The 18,508-nt window shown below is 53.5% G+C and carries 11 protein-coding genes; 4 read left to right on the forward strand and 7 right to left on the reverse strand.

What is annotated here, in order from left to right:
- Window positions 1–28: 28 nt before the first annotated feature.
- Window positions 29–805: a type IV toxin-antitoxin system AbiEi family antitoxin domain-containing protein gene (locus tag NST26_RS31420; RefSeq protein WP_340980655.1), complete on the reverse strand. Its 777-nt coding sequence runs from the start codon at window positions 803–805 to the stop codon at window positions 29–31.
- A 140-nt stretch (window positions 806–945) separates the two neighbouring features.
- Window positions 946–3,909 carry an ABC transporter substrate binding protein gene (locus tag NST26_RS31425; RefSeq protein WP_340980656.1) on the reverse strand — a complete coding sequence of 988 codons (2,964 nt, stop codon included), beginning with the start codon at window positions 3,907–3,909 and terminating at the stop codon, window positions 946–948.
- 219 nt (window positions 3,910–4,128) lie between these two features.
- Here NST26_RS31425 and NST26_RS31430 point away from each other — a divergent pair, with 219 nt between their 5' ends.
- Window positions 4,129–5,106: a LacI family DNA-binding transcriptional regulator gene (locus NST26_RS31430; RefSeq protein ID WP_036728113.1), complete on the forward strand. Its 978-nt coding sequence runs from the start codon at window positions 4,129–4,131 to the stop codon at window positions 5,104–5,106.
- 1,119 nt (window positions 5,107–6,225) lie between these two features.
- Here NST26_RS31430 and pgmB read toward each other — a convergent pair.
- The 5 genes from pgmB to NST26_RS31455 form a co-directional block, all read right to left on the reverse strand.
- A complete protein-coding gene (gene pgmB, locus NST26_RS31435; RefSeq protein ID WP_340980657.1) occupies window positions 6,226–9,279 on the reverse strand; it encodes a beta-phosphoglucomutase in 3,054 nt (1,017 codons plus the stop codon).
- 48 nt (window positions 9,280–9,327) lie between these two features.
- Window positions 9,328–10,419 (reverse strand): carbohydrate ABC transporter permease, encoded by a 1,092-nt coding sequence (locus tag NST26_RS31440; protein WP_036728111.1) that lies wholly within the window; start codon window positions 10,417–10,419, stop codon window positions 9,328–9,330.
- Window positions 10,419–11,534: a carbohydrate ABC transporter permease gene (locus NST26_RS31445; RefSeq protein ID WP_051478249.1), complete on the reverse strand. Its 1,116-nt coding sequence runs from the start codon at window positions 11,532–11,534 to the stop codon at window positions 10,419–10,421. The genes NST26_RS31440 and NST26_RS31445 overlap by 1 nt, the downstream gene beginning before the upstream one ends.
- Window positions 11,535–11,670: 136 nt before the next feature.
- The gene (locus NST26_RS31450) at window positions 11,671–13,101 is read right to left on the reverse strand and encodes an ABC transporter substrate-binding protein (protein WP_340980658.1); all 1,431 of its coding nucleotides are present in this window, start codon (window positions 13,099–13,101) and stop codon (window positions 11,671–11,673) included.
- A gap of 367 nt (window positions 13,102–13,468) precedes the next feature.
- On the reverse strand, window positions 13,469–14,473 hold the full coding sequence (locus tag NST26_RS31455; RefSeq protein ID WP_339252128.1) for a LacI family DNA-binding transcriptional regulator: 1,005 nt from the start codon (window positions 14,471–14,473) through the stop codon (window positions 13,469–13,471).
- Window positions 14,474–14,842: 369 nt separating this feature from the next.
- On the opposite strand from NST26_RS31455, the gene NST26_RS31460 reads away from it, so the two are divergent.
- From NST26_RS31460 to NST26_RS31470, 3 genes are all read left to right on the forward strand, one after another.
- Window positions 14,843–15,886, forward strand: coding sequence for an LLM class flavin-dependent oxidoreductase (locus NST26_RS31460; protein ID WP_445165052.1), 1,044 nt, complete (start codon window positions 14,843–14,845; stop codon window positions 15,884–15,886).
- A gap of 893 nt (window positions 15,887–16,779) precedes the next feature.
- Entirely contained in the window at window positions 16,780–17,754 is a 975-nt protein-coding gene (locus NST26_RS31465) for a hypothetical protein (RefSeq protein WP_209868674.1), read from the forward strand.
- 28 nt (window positions 17,755–17,782) lie between these two features.
- Window positions 17,783–18,463, forward strand: coding sequence for a sortase (locus NST26_RS31470; protein WP_340957362.1), 681 nt, complete (start codon window positions 17,783–17,785; stop codon window positions 18,461–18,463).
- Window positions 18,464–18,508 lie beyond the last annotated feature (45 nt).

Raw genomic sequence — 18,508 nt, forward strand, 5'->3', positions numbered from 1 at the left:
TAATTGAAGCAGCAGTATTTGTAACTATCTACAGCACCTCCAGATAACTATCCAAAATTGATCTTACCCTCAGTTTATCTGCATATCTAAGCAGGCGGGTGTAATTCTTTCTTTTACTGGAAGAGTAGTTATTGAGACTTTCTTTCACAACATTTGCATCCAGCTTATTTCTGTATTTCACGATATCGCAAATGGTCCGCTCCAGATTGTATACATTGATAATATGACCTTCCTTATCGATTTGTTCAAGGCCCATAGTAAAGGAAACATCGTCGTATGAGAAAAGTCGGATAGGCGGATATTCCGGGAGCAAAGGCTTTCTGGACTTACGGGATACCGCAAAATTATATTCACCCGGAGTATACGTAGTGAGTTCATGGTGGGCAAGAGCTGAGTACAAACAAAGGACACCATTAGGCACAAGGAGGGAAGCCTCCACGATCTCATCTACAACATAATTAATATCCCTAAGCGCATAGAGTCCACGTTTCAGTCTGATAATCTCCCCCCTTTCTTCGAGCTTACGAAGCTTGTAGTAGCTGACCTGATTTTCTTTGAGAATGGTGCCGTTGGCAATCCCATTATATGTTTTAAACAGATCTATAACCTCCGGATAGAGTTCAGCTTCAGCTTCACTCCCAGTCGCAGACTTGATAGCCTCTATAAGCCCATCCAGATTTTTTATATTAGGATAACGATAAATTAATTCAAAAAAATCCTCTTGTTGCATATTGAGATGCTCCAAAATCTCTGAAAATCCTTTTTTAATATGAATGTAATCTATATCTCCAGCTTCAGACACCATTAACACCTCCTCAAAATAAATGTACTCACATTCAAATAAGTGTGTACACTTAAGTGTGAATTATACCTTTATCATTAGAATTTATCCACTATTTGTACACACATAAGATAATTAAAATACATTTCCCATACCCAGTTACCTCAACCCGCCATCCGCCCAGCCACCCAGCCCGCGACCTCTTTCTCCGGAATAGGCTTGCTGATATAGTAGCCCTGAATCTTGTCACAGCGGGTCCGCTCCAGAAAAGCAAGCTGCTCCGGGGTCTCTACCCCTTCAGCCGTAACGTTCAGTCCCATATCATGGCCGATGGTGACGATGGAGCTGGCCAGCGACCTATTGTTCGGGGTATCGATGCTGTCGATGAAGGACTTGTCGATCTTCAGGGTAGTAATCGGGAGCTGCTTCAGATAGCTGAGTGAGGAATAGCCCGTTCCGAAGTCATCCAGCGCAATCCCAATGCCCCTCTCCTTGAGCGCCTCCAGCTTGGAGCTTATCGCCTCGAAGGATTCCATGAAGATGGATTCTGTAATCTCCAGCTCCAGATACTCCGGCGCAAGCCCGGTATCCTCCAGCACGCTCAGCACCATCTCCGTGAAGTCATCCAGCATCAGCTGAATGACCGAGATATTAACCGAGATATGATAGCCCTCATAGCCCTGATTCTGCAGATCCTTGGTGAACCGGCAGGCGGCGCGCAGCACCCACTCACCTATGGGAACGATCAGGCGGCAGTCCTCGGCAATGCGGATGAAGGATAAGGGGGAGACGAAGCCGAGCACCGGGCTGTTCCAGCGGATCAGCGCCTCGAAGCCCCAGAGCTCACCTGTGCCGGTATCCACCAGCGGCTGGTAATGCAGCGACAGCTCATTATTGGAGACCGCGCTTCTTAAGTGATTCTCAATAATCATCCGTTCGTCAAAATACTGCTGCATCTCCTGCCCGTAGATCATATAGCTGCCCTTGCCCGCTTCTTTGGCCTTGTACATGGCAATGTCGGCATTCTTCAGGAGTTCCTCCGCACTATTCCCGTTCTCCGGGTATTGGGCAATCCCGATACTGGCCGTGATATGCACCACACTTGCATGAAGCTGGAACGGCTCCATGAAGCCCTGTACCAGGGAATCCGCATAGCGGATCACCTCACCTGCCTCCGCCACATCCTTGAACAGAATCACAAACTCATCGCCGCCGAAGCGGAAATGCTTACTGCGCCCGTCAGAGCGGCTAAGCAGCCGTTCCCCGACCTGCACCAGCAGCTCATCCCCGAAGGTATGGCCCATGGAGTCATTAATGTATTTAAAGTTATCGAGATCCAGGAAGAACAGCGCCGCATGGCCGCCGGAATGCTCTTCAATGAACCGCTCCAGCTCCTCGGATAACGACAGCCGGTTCGGCAGACCGCTAAGCACGTCATTATAAGCCAGCAGCCGGTACTTCTCCTCACTGGTCTGCAGCAGCGCCTGATTCTCCACCACCTTGTTATACTGCTCCAGCAGCTCATCCTGCAGGGCAGTCAGCTCCTCATAGGTCGATTCCAGCTCCTGATAGCTCGTCTGCAGCTTACTCTCATAACCCTTGCGGTCCGTGACATCCACCATTGACCCGGCAAACCGGATATATCCGCCGCCCGCATTACGCAGCACCTTGCCCCGGGCCTGAAACCACTTGTATTCGCCTGCCTTGCTCCGCATCCGGTATTCAGCGTAGTAGTAAGAAGAACGACCCTCCAGATGCTGGATACGCAGCCGGTTCTCCTGCTCGGCATCCTCCGGATGGAGAATATCCCGCCAGCCGCCGCGGCTCTCATTCAGCTCATCCCGGGCATATCCTAGCACCTCATACCAGCTGTCCGAGAAATAATAGATCATCGTAGACATATCAACGTCCCAGATTACCGCATCCGAGCCGTAGGTTGCCAGGCTGAAGCGTTCATTGCTTTTTTCCAGGTTGCTTCTAATCCTTCTGACCAGCTGCACATAGAATAACAACACCATAATGAAGGCCACCAGCACCGCAAAAGCAGCCACAATGCTCAGCACCAGCACCTTGTACGTCTGATAGAAGGAGAACGGCTCGTTAATCACTTCGCTGCCCTCCGGCAGCTTATCCGGTGATATCTTGAACCGCTGCAGCTCATTGTAATCAAACACCTTGCGTACATTACTGTCGGTCACCACCGGGATATCCCCGGCACGCTCCCCCTTCAGGATACGCAGCGCCAGATCGGCCGCCGTCTGCCCCTGCATTCTGCCGCTGATCAGGCTCCCGCCGAAGGCGCCATGATTCAATGCAAAATCATAGATATGATACACCGGAACACTGCTGCTCTTGCCCAGCTCGCTTGCGAACCTGTCGAACTCCACAATTCTTCCGGTAGAGTCACTATAATATGTAGTCATCAGCACAATACTGTCCGGGGACAGCGCCGATGCCGTAGCTTTGATCTGTTCCATTGACATGCGGTTCATCGGGAACAGCGCAAGCCCCGGATTCAAGGAGCTAATCTGATCCATCACCATCCGGCCGGTCGACAGCCCGCTCTCCGAATTATCGAAGACGACATACACCTTTTTCAGCAAAGGGTTAAGGTCCATGGCCATGCGGATGGTGGGCGCCGCATCGATTTTCTCAATAACGCCTGTCATGTTGCGCTTATCCGGTAGGCTGTCCACCCCCAGCTCGTTGACCCCGCTGAAAATAATCGGAGCATCGTTCAGAAGCTCATGGCGGTACTTCATCGCGAAGCTCAGCGCCGCATCGTCCGTTGTGATGATCGTATGAATAGGGATGTTCTGATACTTGAAGCGGATGGTTTCGTAGAAATGTTCGAGGTTCCCCTGCGTGGGGTACCTTTTCCAGTCCATATATTCAGTGTAGATGACGGGGGGATTAGCTGTGCCCTTGAGACGTTCCTCTATTCCGGCACTTTGGTCATCGGTCCAGGCAAAGCCCTTCTGATAGGAATGCAGCACCAGCACGTTCCGGGCGGGAAGCTCCTCGGCTGCAGCGAATGCAGCTCCTGCCGGGGCTGTTGTACACAGGAAGATCAGCAGAGGCACAAGCAAGCTTCTTAACAACCTGAGATGAATATGATCTACACTCATTCGCACACTCCCGTTCATCTATCTCATAATCGGAATCTGACAAGTTGAAGGATAATGTATACATGGGGCTTCATTACGGGGACTGCTTTGATACAATTATAGGGGGAAAAGGTGTTTTTAGAAACAACAAAAAGCGACAGCAGCCGTCGATATTGGACAGAGCCGGCCGCTCACGTTAGAATGAATCTGCAGTTGACTGCTCAGACAGGAGGCCAGGCCATGCCGACCATTAAAGACGTTGCGCTAAAGGCTGGCGTATCGGCAACCACCGTATCCCGGGTACTGAATAACAGGGGTTACTTAAGCGAGGAATTGAAGCACAAGGTTCACCAGGCGATGGAGGAGCTGAATTACCGGCCGAACGAACTGGCCCGCTCCCTTAGCCGCTCGAAATCCAACATCATCGGACTGATTATTCCGCATGTGTCTTTGCCTTTTTTCGGCGAATTAACCAGTCATATTGAAGAACATGCCTATCGGGAAGGCTATAAGCTGCTGCTCTGCAATTCGTGGCAGGACAAGCAGAAGGAACAGGAATACATCCACATGCTGCGCGCAAGCCGGGTAGACGGGATTATTATGGGCAGCCATACACTGGAGGTGGAAGCCTACCGGCAGATGAATCTGCCGCTGGTGACCTTCGACCGGCAGATCTCACCGGATATCCCTTATGTCTGCTCGGATAATTATGAGGGAGGCAAGCTGGCTACCACTCTTCTGATTCAAAAGGGCTGCCGGCACCTCGCCCATATCGGCGGGCATCCCAAGCTGAATATCTTATCCCATCTGCGGTGTGTGGCCTTCGAGGATATGGCGAAGCAGCACAATCTGGAGTATGTCACCCTCCATACCGACAACAACAGCTTCGACTTCGAAGCTTACGAGCAGCTGCTCGGGCAGCTCTTTGCGGAGCATCCTGAGGTGGACGGGATTTTTGCGGGCAGCGATATCATCGCCGCCTATGCCCTGAAGGCCTGCCGCACCAGAGGACGGCGCGTCCCGGAGGATGTGAAGATCGTCGGCTATGACGGCATCATGCTCCGCAGCCTGCTCGACCCGCCGATCACCACCATCCGCCAGCCAATGGAAGCAATCGGCAAGCTCGCCGTGGACCTGATCCTGCAGCAGGTGCAGGGCCACAGCGTAGCCGCTGCGCACATTCTGCCTGTGGAGCTGGAGGAGGGGGCTACTACTTGAGGGGACTACAACCCGGAAAGGCTGCCACTTAAAGTAGGTGGGGGCTGAGGGTTTGCTGGCTGTACCCGATAAAGGCGCGAGTGGTAAGGTACTTAACTGTATTCCGTACAACTAAATCGTCTGATGTACCGCCAAAAGTCCGTTTAGCTGTATTTCGTACAACTAAAATTCCAGCTGTACCTGGTTCTCGCCCATTCGAGCAAATTTAGTTGTATAGATTACACTTAAAAGAGGTAACCCTGCCATTTTACGGTTTTTAATTGTACAGAATACATCTATCAACGAAAGTTCGCTTCGCTTCGAACTAAACTCCAACCATCGCCGCATTTATAAATGTATTCACTTCTTTAGAGCTCATGCCCTGCTAGTACAGTGTCAGGTTTAAAAGGGTGGATAAGCTTGTTAAACTCCACCCCGAAATCTAACGGACCGGAGAGACCTTATCCCCACGAAAACGCCACTTTTTGCAGCGTAACGGACTCAGGCGGCCTTATTGTCTCCCTACGAGACGTTTTGGAGCCGAAGTGTAAAGGATAAGGCCCATGGAGTCCGTCACTCGCCCAGTTGGCAACTTTCTTCCCAAATTAAGAGCACCTCAGTCCGTTACGCTAAGCCAAACACCCCTGAAGAACAATCCCCGCTTGGAAAAGATGTAATTTGAAGGGTAATTGCTTCTTCTCCACTATTTTAAATCTGATGAGGTACTAGCCAAAAAGCCTCTGCATACCTGCAGAGGCTTTTTAAAAATCTCATAGTAAATGGTGTGTAATTATGAAGACAGCAACTTTTGAGTAAATAACGTTCTATTTCTCGCCATCATATTGTATTCAGTTTTTCGCATACATCGAGCCAATGTGGCCTCTCGCCGCAATTTGTATTCGGTTTTCCGCATACATTCGGCCCACTAGCCCTCGCACTAGCACATTGTATTCTGTTTTTCGCTTACATTTGGCCCGCACACCTTCTCGTAGCACAATATATTCGGTTTTTCGCATACATTGCGGCCGCGTGCCTTCTCGCAGCACAATGTGTTCGGTTTTCGGCATACATCCTGCCACGCCCCTGCTCCCTTACTATACGCACAGCATCTCGCAGCCCGATACTGCCTTCCACACGCGGCTAACGCGCGAACAGCTTAAGCAGCTTCCCGGCGTCCAGCTCCGCCGTAGTGGGCAGCACCAGGTCGGCCGCGCCAAGCTGCTCGGCCGACCCGATGCCTACAGCCTTCATGCCCGCCGCCCGGATCGCGGCCACGCCTGCGGCTGCATCCTCCACGCCGATGCAGTTGCCCGGCGGAACACCCAGCCGCTCTGCCGCCTGCAGGAAGATCTCCGGATCGGGCTTGCCCTTCCGGAGCGCAGCCGGGTCGGCAACGGCCTGGAACCACCTGGCTGCGCCGAGGCGCTCCAGAATGAGCGGCGCATTCAGGCTGGCCGAGGCCAGCCCCACGGAGATTCCCCGCTCGCGCAGGGAATCGAGCAGCTCCCGGATACCCGGCAGGAGGTCCGCCGGGGTGATACGGCCGATCATCTGCCGGTAATGATCGTTCTTCTGCTCCGCCAGCCGGAGCTTCCCGGCTTCAGGCAGCTTCGCAAGGCCGCTGCCCTCCAGCACAATCTCCAGCGATTCCATCCGGCTGACGCCCTTCAGCCGTTCATTCTTTTCCCGGCTGAAGGGGATACCCAGCTCATCTGCAAGGGCCTGCCAGGCAAGATAATGAGCCTCGGCGGAATCTGTAATCACGCCGTCGAGATCGAAGATCACGGCCTCCAGCCGCTGCGCCAGCGACATCCTCACCGGCTCCTGCGGAAGCAGCCGCAGCGGCTGCTTCCTATGCCTGATCTCAAGCGCTGTCCCCTCCAGCAGCGTATACACTACCGCCTCACGTTCAACGGAGATTTCCAGCAGCTGACCGCCCACTGTAACCTTGAAGCGGTAGCTCTCCCACTGCTCCGGCAGGACAGGGGCAAAGCCCAGCTCCCCCTGAGCCAGCCGCATACCGCCGAAGCCGTTCACAATCGACATCCAGGACCCGGCCATCGCCGCCATATGCAGCCCGTCCTTGGCATTGTGGTTGATATCGTCCAGATCCATCCGCACCGTGCGGCTGAAATAACGGTATGCCCCGGCCAGATCGCCGATCTCGGCAGACATAATACTGTGGATGCAAGGAGACAGCGAGGAGTCATGCGTTGTCAGCGGCTCATAATAATGGTAGTTGCGGAGCTTATCCGCCAGGCTGAACTTGTCACCAAGCAGGAACAGGGCCATTACCAGATCAGCCTGCTTCAGCACCTGATGCCGGTAGATCACCAGCGGGTGATAGTGGAGCAGCAGCGGATACTTATCCGCAGGAGTATGCTCGAAATCCCATTTTTGCTTACTCAGAAAGGTATCATCCTGGGCATAGATCCCGAACTGCTCGTCAAAAGGAATAAACATCCGTGCTGCGGCCTCTCTCCAGCCCTCTGCCTCTTCAAGAGTTAGTCCGATCGCCTGCCGCAGCCGTTCGTAATCCGCCGGATACTCCCGCTGAAGCAGCAGAGCCGTCTCATAGGCATACTGAAGCTGATCCTGCACCATGAGATTGGTATACGCATTGTTATTCACAATCGCCGTGTATTCATCCGGCCCTGTTACTGCATCAATGCAAAAGGCACCTCCACGCGCGGGGTTATAGTGGCCCAGATCGGCCCAGAACCGCGAGGTCTGGAACAGTATCTCTGCCCCCCGGTTAACCAGGAATTCCATATCGCCGGTGGCCTGGACATATTGCTTCAGACCGTAGGCAATATCGGCATTGATATGCGCCTGGGCAGTACCTGCAGGGAAGTAGGCGGAGTTCTCCTCGCCGTCAATCGTCCGCCACGGGTACAGCGCCCCCTTCTGCGACATGACCGCCGCCCGCTCCCTGGCCTTACCGAGCGTAGCATACCGGAACTCCAGAAGCGCCCGGGCGATCTCCGGCTGCGTGAAGGTGAAGAACGGCAGCATGTACATCTCCGTGTCCCAGAAATAATGCCCCTCATAGCCTTCGCCGGTCAGGCCCTTGGCTCCGATGTTCGTTGCTCCGTCCCGGCCCACGGATTGCAGCAGCTGATAAGCATTGAAGCGGATGCCCTGCTGGAGTGCAGGATCGCCGCTAATCTCCACATCCGCATGGGCCCAGAATCTGTCCAGATACGCCTGCTGCTCCTCGGCCAGACCGGCGAAGCCCAGCTCCTTGGCCAGTGCCAGGGCCTCAGCACTCCGTCCGGGCAGATCCTCCTCCCTATAATCTCTGGAGGTGTGATACGTTATATATTTGGTAAGCGTCACCGTCTCCCCGCTGCGGACAGCAGCGGCATAACAGACGGAGATGCGCTGTCCTATCAGCTGGTGGCTCATCTCGCGCCCGGACTTCGCCTGCAGCGCATGGCTGACAGCGGTCAGCAGCGCAAACCGCGTGTGGCGGGTGCGCTGCTTCATCCACAGCCTCCGGGCGGCAGCGTCATATCCGGTATCCTCCAGCAGCAGGCGGGATTCGCCGCCGCCCGCCCCCAGCCTCGGGTCACCGGTAACCTCAGGCCGGGCAATCTCCCCGTCCACCGCAGAATCGAACTTCAGTGTCCCGGAGAAATTCAGCGCCGTCACCGCATAGTCGATAGCGGCCAGATGCTTATGCGTCAAGGCAACCATCCGGCGGATCACCAGCAGTACCCGGTGCCCGGCGGGAGATTCCCACTCCAGCTCCCGGTGCAGCATACCGCTGCGCATATCCAGCCGGCGCTTATACCGGTGCAGCTTCCCCTGATCCAGCCGGAACTCATGGCCTTCGATGCTGAGGCGGATGATACGGGCATTGCTGACATTCAGCATGGCCTGGTTGCGGGAGGGGTACCCGAAGGCCCCCTCAGGATAGACAACCGGCTCAGAATCAAAGAAGCCGTTCAGATAATTTCCGGCTACCGAAGCCCCCGCCTTGCCGTGATAGCCTTCCTCGAAATTCCCGCGCATACCGATATAGCCGTTGCCTAGTGCAAAGACACTCTCGCTCCGCTGATTGTATTCATCCTCGTAGTGTTCCTCTTCAATACTCCACTCTCTGTAAGGGTATAAGGGGGAAGGATACTCACAGGACTTCATCTTTATTTTCATCTCCGTACTTATCTCCGTATTTGTCTCCGGTCTCATCTTCGTATTCTCCTCCCGATTGCCGGCTTCTCTTGTCCCAGCCGCAGATCAGCCTTTGACTGAGCCGCCCATCAGACCCCGGACGAAATACTTTTGCAGCAGGAAGAAGATCGCCAGCGGCATCAGCATCGAGATAAAGGCTGCCGAGGTCAGCAGATGCCAGTCATTTCCGCGCGAGCCGACCAGATCGGCGATCTTCATCGACATGACCTGCACCGACGGCTGGTTCCCGATGAAGATCAGCGACACCAGATAATCATTCCATACCCAGAGGAACTGGAAGATCCCGATGGAAGCGAGCGCGGGCACGGAGAGCGGCAGAATCAGTCTGCTGAAAATAGTAAAGTGGCTGGCGCCGTCAATAAAAGCTGATTCAAACAGATCCTTTGGCAGCTGGCTGATGAAGTTGTACATGAAGTACGTAACCAGCGGCAGCCCGAAGGCCGTATGTGCCAGCCAGATTCCAAGATAACTGCCGTTCAGCCCAAGCGCCGTGTAATCCTTGAGTACCGGAATTAGCGCAACCTGAATTGGAATGACCAGCATCGCAATAATAATGACGAACAGCGTCTTGCGTCCGGGGAACCGTAACCAGGCGAAGGCATAGGCGGCAAAAGAGGCGATCAGCACCGGAATCACCGTCGCCGGAACAGCAATCGTCAGTGTATTCCAGAACGCCTGCGACAATCCGCTCCCCTTTTGCACCGTTTCACTGCCGTCCGCTTCCTTGAGTGTGTACTCCTTGCCGGACAGCACATTCTTATAGTTGTCGAGCGTGAGGTCAGGCACCGCCTGCCAGCCCTGCTCTTGCATATTCACCGTGCGTGCCCTGCGGTTCTCCCACATCAGGCGGCTGCCATCCGCCTTCACCCCTGCCTTGAGCTGTTCATCCGTATAGGTCTTGCCGTTCACCTCAATCGGCTCCCGCAGATCAACCTCCTTGGGAAGCTGCACCGTCCCGCCCGCTTTCCATTCCTGATGGGGGAACACCTTCCACCAGCCCGTCTGCAGAATATCCGCTGCGGGACGGAAGGAGGAGGCGAAGAGTCCGAAGGTCGGCAGAATCCAGAGGAAGCAGATGACGCCCAGAATCAGATTGACGGCCGTTTTGCTGCCCTTTTTTTTCTTGGTGCCCACCATTAGAATCCCCCCTGCTTGCGGAACTGCCGCAGATTAATAAGGATAACAGGCAATACCGCGATCAGGAGCACGATAGCCAGCGTAGAGCCGTAGCCGAAGTTGCGGTACATGAAGAATTGCCGGTAGAACTGCGTCGCTACAACTTCTGTATCGTATTGACCGCCTGTCATCACCATGACAACGTCAAATATTTTCAGCGTAAAGACAATAATCGTGGTGGTCACCGTCAGAATCGTCGTAGAGATGTAAGGAATCATGATGCCAAAAAAGATCTTCACCTCACCCGCGCCATCCACCCGTGCAGCCTCCAGAATATCCTCGGGCACTCCTTTGATGGCCGCTGAGAAAATAACCATCGCAAACCCCGTCTGCATCCAGATCAGAATGATAATAAGGAAGAAGTTGTTCCACGGCTGCAGCATACTCGTCCAGGCCTGCGGTTCACCGCCGAAATAGGTCACAATCGCATTCAAGAGTCCAATCTGCTCATCGCCCGGCTGATAATAATAGACGAACTTCCAAATGACCCCGGCGGCAACAAAGGAAATAGCCATCGGCATGAAAATAATCGATTTGGCGATCCGCTCATAGCTGCTCCGGTCGGCAAGAATGGCAATCAGCAGCCCGAAGCAGACACAGGCCAGCGTGCCCACGAACACCCAGAGCAGGTTGTTGCGCAGAGCCGTAGCCATCAGACGGTCGCTGAAGATGGCGGCGTAATTGCTGAGCCCGACGAACTTCTCGGATGACGCGTTGAAGAAGCTTAAGTACAGCGTCCGCAGGGCAGGCAGAATCAGCAGCCAACCGAGAATAAGGACAGCCGGTCCGACAAAAACATATGGCAGCACCTTCCTGCGGACATGGTCCGGGTACTGCTCCACGGCCCAGGTCAAGGTGTAGTAGATCAGATATACGCCCAGCACGCCCCACAACACTGCGAGCACCGCTGTCAGCAGCGGTTGAAGCGTTGAATCGCGGAAAAACAGGAAAATCAGCCCGTTGACCACAATATTCGCAAGCAAGACGCCCAGCGATAGCAGGACTGCCCTGCCGCTGATTCTCTGATTGGCCTGCGCCCCGGCGGCACCCGGCTCCGGCCTTATTTGTGCATCCATATCGGTTCCTCCTATAGGCTCTGTTAGAGCAGAGCCCTCTTCATAAGCACCCGTTACCACCAGCTGAGGGGCAGGCCTGATTGCTCAAGACCGCCCCTTCAGCTTATTGGTGTCTAAGTCCCGTGCTGCCTGCTTCTTAGTTCTTCCAGCCTGACTGAATCTGCTCCAGGGCCTGATCCAGCGTAGCGGTTCCGCTCACATAGTCAGTCATGCCCTTCCAGAAGGTACCTGCACCCACCTTGCCTGGCATCAGGTCCGAGCCATCGAAGCGCAGGGTCGAAGCGTCCTGCACCAGCTTCGCCATCCGGCGGTCAGATTCGGACTGGTACCAATCCAGGGAAGCATCATTCATCGGGGCAATGACACCGCCGGATTGCACCCAGCTTTTGATCGATTCGCCAGTAGTGAAGAACTCCATTACAGCGCGTACTTCAGGGCGGTCATTGAACATAGCGTAGATGTCGCCTGCCACCAGGACCGGCTTGCCGTACTGCTCATCAATCGGCGGAAGATAGAACCAGTCATAGTCTGTATCCACCTTAGCCGTTTCCGGGAAAAAGCTGGTAATGAAGTTCCCCATCAGGTTGAACCAGGCTTTGGGCGGATTCTCGAACATCGGCTTCGGAGCATCGCCAAATGCAGTAGTGACAATGGATTTAGCACCGCCGTAGACATAATCCTTATTCAGCCAGATCTTGGACATCACTTCCACCGCGTTCTTCACTTCCGGCGAGGTGAACGGAAGCTCACCGCTTACCCACTTATCGTAATTCTCAGGCGTCGTGGTCCGCAGCATGATGTTCTCTACCCAGTCGGTTGCCGCCCAGCCGGTTGCCGCACCGCTCTCAATACCGATTGCCCAGGCTGGATCACCGTCTTTGGCGATTTGCTCCGTCAGGGCCATCATTTCATCCCAGGTCTGCGGAACTGTGTATCCCGCTTCGTCAAATTGCTTCTTCGGATACCAGACCAGGCTCTTCACATTGCTGCGGTTCCAGATCCCGGCCATAATCTTGCCATCCTTGCCGTCCATGGTGGACATATCCAGCCAGCTCTTATTGTAATTGGCCGTCAGTTTCGCCTGATCCAGCACCCCGGTCAGATCAATGACCTTGCCGGTCTTGGCAATAGAGGCCAGCAGGCCCGGCTGCGGGAAGTCCGCGATATCCGGCGCATTGCCGCCATCGACCCGGATATTAATCGTAGCTTCGAATTCCTTGGAGCCTTCGTATTGAATATCAATGCCGGTTTTCTCTTCAAATTCCTTAATGCTGCTCTCGAACTTCACCTGGTCCGCATCGACAAACGGGCCGAACATCGTGACCTTCGTGCCTTTATATTCACCCTTCATTGCCAAATCCAACGGGCTTCCTGCCGCAGCGGGATCTGGACTATCTGTTGATGCTGCGTTGTTATCTGCCGAAGGTGCTGCTGTGGGAGCTTCTGTAACCGCCGGGGCCTTCGTTGGCGCAGCGGTGTTATTCCCGCCGCAGCCGCTGAGCATCATGGTGAAGGATAGACACAACACCATCGCAAGTGACAGTTTACGTGCTGGAGCTTTCTTCATTGTTTCATACATCCCCTTTAATTGTTTTTAGAGACTGCATTGAACCAGCTTCATTACCGGAACCCCTTCCGGCAGAGCAGTAACCCACCTCCTTAACCTAATTCACAGACAACAGGCACCCACACCCATTAACACCGCTAATTCAAACGTACATTCTCCATATCTCACAATAATGTATGCGCTTCCAATAGTCAGTTAGTACCTTCTTCAGTGGATACGGTTCCTGAAACAGTTCCTGAAACGGTTCCCGAAACGATTCGCTCACATTCCTCTAACGCGTCACTCTGAAAAGCTTTTCAGAAGAGCGTAAAGAAACCGTGCTGCCCTATCCCCAGGCAGCCGTGCTTCAGCCCGCAGGAACTACATCTCATTTCTCACGCGAGGATTCTCTTACGATTAGCTTATGCTCCATCTTCTCTTTCATGACAGCCACCTTGCCCGTGGTCAGCAATTCATGCAGCTTCTCGGCCGCCCGGTACCCCAGCTGATAGATAGGCTGTGCGATTGTTGTCAGCTTCGGAATGAACATCCCCGACATCCGCAGATTGTCGAAGCCGATGACCGACACTTGCCCGGGAACAAGAATATTGCGGTCCTTTAAGTAAGAGATCGTTCCCATGGCGAACTCATCCGCTACACAGAATACAGCCGTTAATTCCGGATATTCTGTGAACAGCTCATGCGTTGCCTGATAGGCGTGTTCAAAGCGGTGGTTCGCGTACTTGATTTTCCCGATATTACGCTCCAGCCCCGATTCGCTCAAGGCTCTCACGAACCCCGCCATCCGCGGTGGCCCGGACACCGAATTATCATGATTGAAACCAATCATCCCAATCTCTTGGTGCCCCAGCTCAATCAGGAATTTCACAGCATCATACGCCGCCTTCTCATCATCCACCTCGACCGATGCTACCTCGTACTCATCGGAATGGGAGGAGACCAGCACGAATGGAATTCGGCAGCCTATAAGCTTCTCATAATACTCAGGGTGCAGAATATCGCTGGCGAACACAACACCATCCACCTGTTTCTCATGAAAAGTATCCATATAGGATAATGTCCGCTCCTTGTCACGGTCTGTATTGCAGATCATCAGACTGTAACCGAGCTTAATGCAGGCATCCTGCATTCCCCGGATCACCCCTGCGAAATACAGGTTCTCAATATCGGGAATGAGTAGCCCGAGAGTGAATGACTTCCTGTAAATTAACCCCCGTGCGAATGCATTCGGCTGATACTTGAGCGCTTCTATCGCTTCAATGACCCGGCTGCGCTTACTCTCTACGACCGTATCCGGGGCATTCATTACACGGGACACAGTGCTGATGGATACTCCGGCCATCTTGGCAACATCTCTGATTGTTGGCTTCATAGTCTGACTTCCTTCTTGATTCTTTTAGCCCGAAACGTGTGCCCTCCTTATCAGGATTGGCCTAGCCGCTTAAGTTAGAAAAGCTTTTCAAAGCGATTATAGCAAGGCTCCCTTAAATTGGCAAGCAAATTGTTATGCGCTTACATTTTTGTCCGCTGAGCGCTTGATGAGTTATTAGTACAGTCCGAATTCAACATAAATTCTGTTCAAATTACTTCAAATTCACTCCAGACTCACTCCCAAAAAACTGTACTTTCCTCCCTCCAAGTCACACTTCTCCGCATGCCGCTTACTTAAAGTGTGTAAATTATATTATTTCATGTTATAATTGGCGGGTATATTGATTCATGGCTGCAAATAATGCTACTGATGCGGAATGCATCTACTATAGGAGGGATTCATGTGAAGCAATTGCACGACATACCATTCTCCGTACTGGATTTAGCCCCTATCCGGGAGGGCGGAACGGCGGCGGATTCTTTTCATAACACCCTTGATTTGGCTCGTCATGCTGAGAAATGGGGGTATAACCGTTACTGGCTGGCAGAGCATCATAATATGACCGGCATTGCCAGCTCCGCCACCTCCGTTGTTATCGGACATGTCGCAGCCGGAACTAACACCATCCGCGTAGGTTCAGGCGGCATCATGCTCTCCAACCATGCCCCGCTGGTGATTGCCGAGCAATTCGGCACGCTGGAGTCCCTGTATCCGGGACGGATAGATCTGGGTCTGGGCAGAGCCCCCGGCTCCGACCAGGCAGCCGCCAGAGCACTGCGCCGCAGTCTCGGCAGCGATGGCAGTGAATTCCCTGAGCAGCTTAGCGAGCTGCGGGCGTATTTCGACCCCGAAGGATCAGGCTCCCGTCCGGCCGGTGTCCGCGCCGTGCCCGGTGAAGGACTGAATATCCCGATCTGGCTGCTTGGCTCCAGCGGCTTCAGCGCTCAGCTTGCGGGCCAGCTGGGTCTGCCTTTTGCTTTTGCCAGCCACTTCGCCCCGGATTATCTGCTGCCGGCCCTGCATCTGTACCGCACCAGCTTCAAGCCTTCAGCTGTACTCGACAAGCCTTATGTTATGGTGGGCCTGGGAATTACGGCAGCGGATACGGTGGAGGAAGCGCGCAGACTTGCCACTTCCCAGCAGCAGCAATTCCTGAACATTATTCGTGGCCGCACCGGCAAGCTCCAGCCGCCTGTAGACAGTCTGGACGGAATCTGGACCTCCCAGGAGAAAGCATTGCTTATGAGTAAACAGCAATACTCCATTGCGGGCGACCAGGCCCTGATCGAAGAACGGCTGCTCCAGATTCTCGAAGAGACGGGTGCCGATGAGTGGATTATCGCTTCACAGATCTATGATCATTCTGCCCGCCTGCATTCGTATGAGCTTGTGGCCGACCTGTTGAAGAAGTAATAAGGCCGTAGTAGCTCATCAGATTTAAAATAGTGGAGAAGAAGCAATTACCCTTCAAATTACATCTTTTCCAAGCGGGGATTGTTCTTCAGGGGCGTTTGGCTTAGCGTAACGGACTGAGGTGCTCTTATTTGGGAAGAAAGTCGCCAACTGGGCGAGTAACGGACTCCATGGGCCTTATCCTTTACACTTCGGCTCCAAAACGTCTCGTAGGGAGACAATAAGGCCGCCTGAGTCCGTTACGCTGCAAAAAGTGGCGTTTTCGTGGGGATAAGATCTCTCCGGTCCGTTAGATTTCGGGGTGGAGTTTAACAAAAGCTTTTCCACCCTTTTAAACCTGACACTGTACTAGTCTGATTACAAGCCAGTCTATATAATTAGCCCATTTAACTACCTATGGAGAACTCCATTGAGGTAGCCGAATGGGCTATTTTAGTCTTGCAGCAAAAGACAAATGTGTTCTGAGTAGAAATGATGGAGCCGAGCCTTTCCAGATCAAATTGTTCTTTATAAAATACAAAATCAACTAATATATAGAGAAATAATGAGTTAACCGCAGTAAATATTAAATAAATGCCGTTTATTCATAATAAACGCCCGAATTCATTTACTTAAAGTATCTTTTTCTGTTTTTCTTTATGCTTCATTTTGATTATACTGTAATTACTATTCGTTATAACGAACGTAAACGTATTTTTACCATTCCGCCTTGTTCATCGCACGTTCAGGCTCATCCAGATCCGTTCGTACTCGTTCTGATTTATATCATCGCTTTAATTAGTAGTAGTTCTTCAAGAAACTACTTTATTCGACAAACTATGATTCAGAAGGGCGAACCAGGGCGGATTGTGGCTGGTGGCTGCCGAAGGTCTGCACAGGAAGGGGCGGGGAGAGTGAAGAAGAGACATACATCTATAATTGGCGCGTATATTTTGGCCGTTCTGGCAGGTGTAATCTGGCATGCCGGAGGGGTCAGCGCTGAGGATACGATCAAGCTCACTGTCAACTCACATACGACCAGTACGGCAACCATGAACAACATGCAGCCGGGAGATACGATGGCTTCGGATTATAAGATTATCAATGACGGAAATGATCCGTTCGATTATGCAGTAGCCTTTCAGTTCCGCTCCGGGGACGCAGATCTGTACAATATCCTGCAAATGACCCTGCAAAAAGAGGGAGTAATCCTCTACTCAGGGGTAATGAGCGAGGCCCCGGGGGTAGTGACCATCGGCTCGCTCGCCGGAGGGGAAGAGGAAGCGATCGAAATGAAGGTATTGTTCCCGCCGGAGGCAGGCAACGAGTTCCAGGAGAAGACGGTAAGTGTCGCCTTTGAATTCACTGCCACAGCGGAGCCTGCGCCTACAGCCGGGCCGACTTCTACACCTCAACCCACAGATACGCCAACGGCTGCAGTAACGCCTATGCCTACGTCAACGCCGGGGTCCACCAGCAGCCCTGGCAGTACGCCGCCTGCTGCAACAACAGTCCCTACAGCCTCACCGGCCGGCAGTGCATCGCCTGGCAGTTCAGCAGCGCCATCACAGGCACCGGCAACTGCTACGGCAGCACCGGATGGAGTGAGCGTAAGCGAGGAGCCTGTTCCGCTAGGGGCAGGAGAGGAAGACGGCGGCAACCGTCCGTCCGCGACTCCGGATTCCGGAGCCGCTGCACTTGGCAGCACACCAGCCCCTTCACCAGGGAAGGAGGTCAACCTCACTGATGACGCGCTTCCGCTGGGCGGGCCGGAGGAAGACGGCAGACTGCCCGACACAGCCAGCCCTTGGTACAATCTGATTGCGGCCAGCCTGGTTGTCGCCATGATTAGTGTGCTTGTACTCCGCAGGCTGGGCCAGAAGAAGTAACTTTATGTATATGTAAGGAGGAGAGAGCATGAAGATACGCAGCGGGTTCACTTTAGCCGTCAAGCTGATCTTCCTGCTCTCCTTGTGCGTTATGCTATATTCCGCCTTCCAGATCCTCAAAGCGCCCGCCGAAGCCCGCGAAGCCCTGAGTATCTGGGACAAAAAGAGGGAGGAAGCCCAGCTTCCCGTAAGTTCCGAAGAAGAAACGCCGCTTCCTGAAGGTATGGTCAGCAGCGCAGAATCACCAACAGGCGACAAACCTGCTTATATAGCAGGAGAGGTAATCGGGGAGATCTATTTTCCGAAGCTTAAAAAGCGGGTCGCCATTCTGGAGGGAACCGGACGGGCGGAGCTTAAGCGGGGCGCCGGACACGATGAGGCTAGTGCCGCCCCGGGCGCCTCAGGCAACAGCGTGCTGGCCGGACACCGTGATACCGTCTTCCGCAGTCTCGGCGAGCTGGAGACCGGAGACCGGCTTGAGCTTGCTACAGCGGAAGGCACTTTTACCTATGAAGTGACCGGGAGCCGGATTGTTGACGGAGATACGCGGGGAGCGATTAAGCCCAGCAGAGACCCCGTACTCACCTTGATTACCTGTTACCCATTCTCTTATGTAGGCGCAGCGCCCGAGCGCTACCTGCTCTCGGCCAAGCTAGTCTCCAGCCAGCCTCCATCCCCTTTCACTCCTCACCCTCCGCCTAAAGTATGAGACCCGGGCCGGATCGTGATAATATAGACATACGAAGCTGAAGAG

It is taken from the genome of Paenibacillus sp. FSL R7-0128, from assembly GCF_038002245.1.
Lineage (GTDB): Bacteria > Bacillota > Bacilli > Paenibacillales > Paenibacillaceae > Paenibacillus_AQ > Paenibacillus_AQ silagei.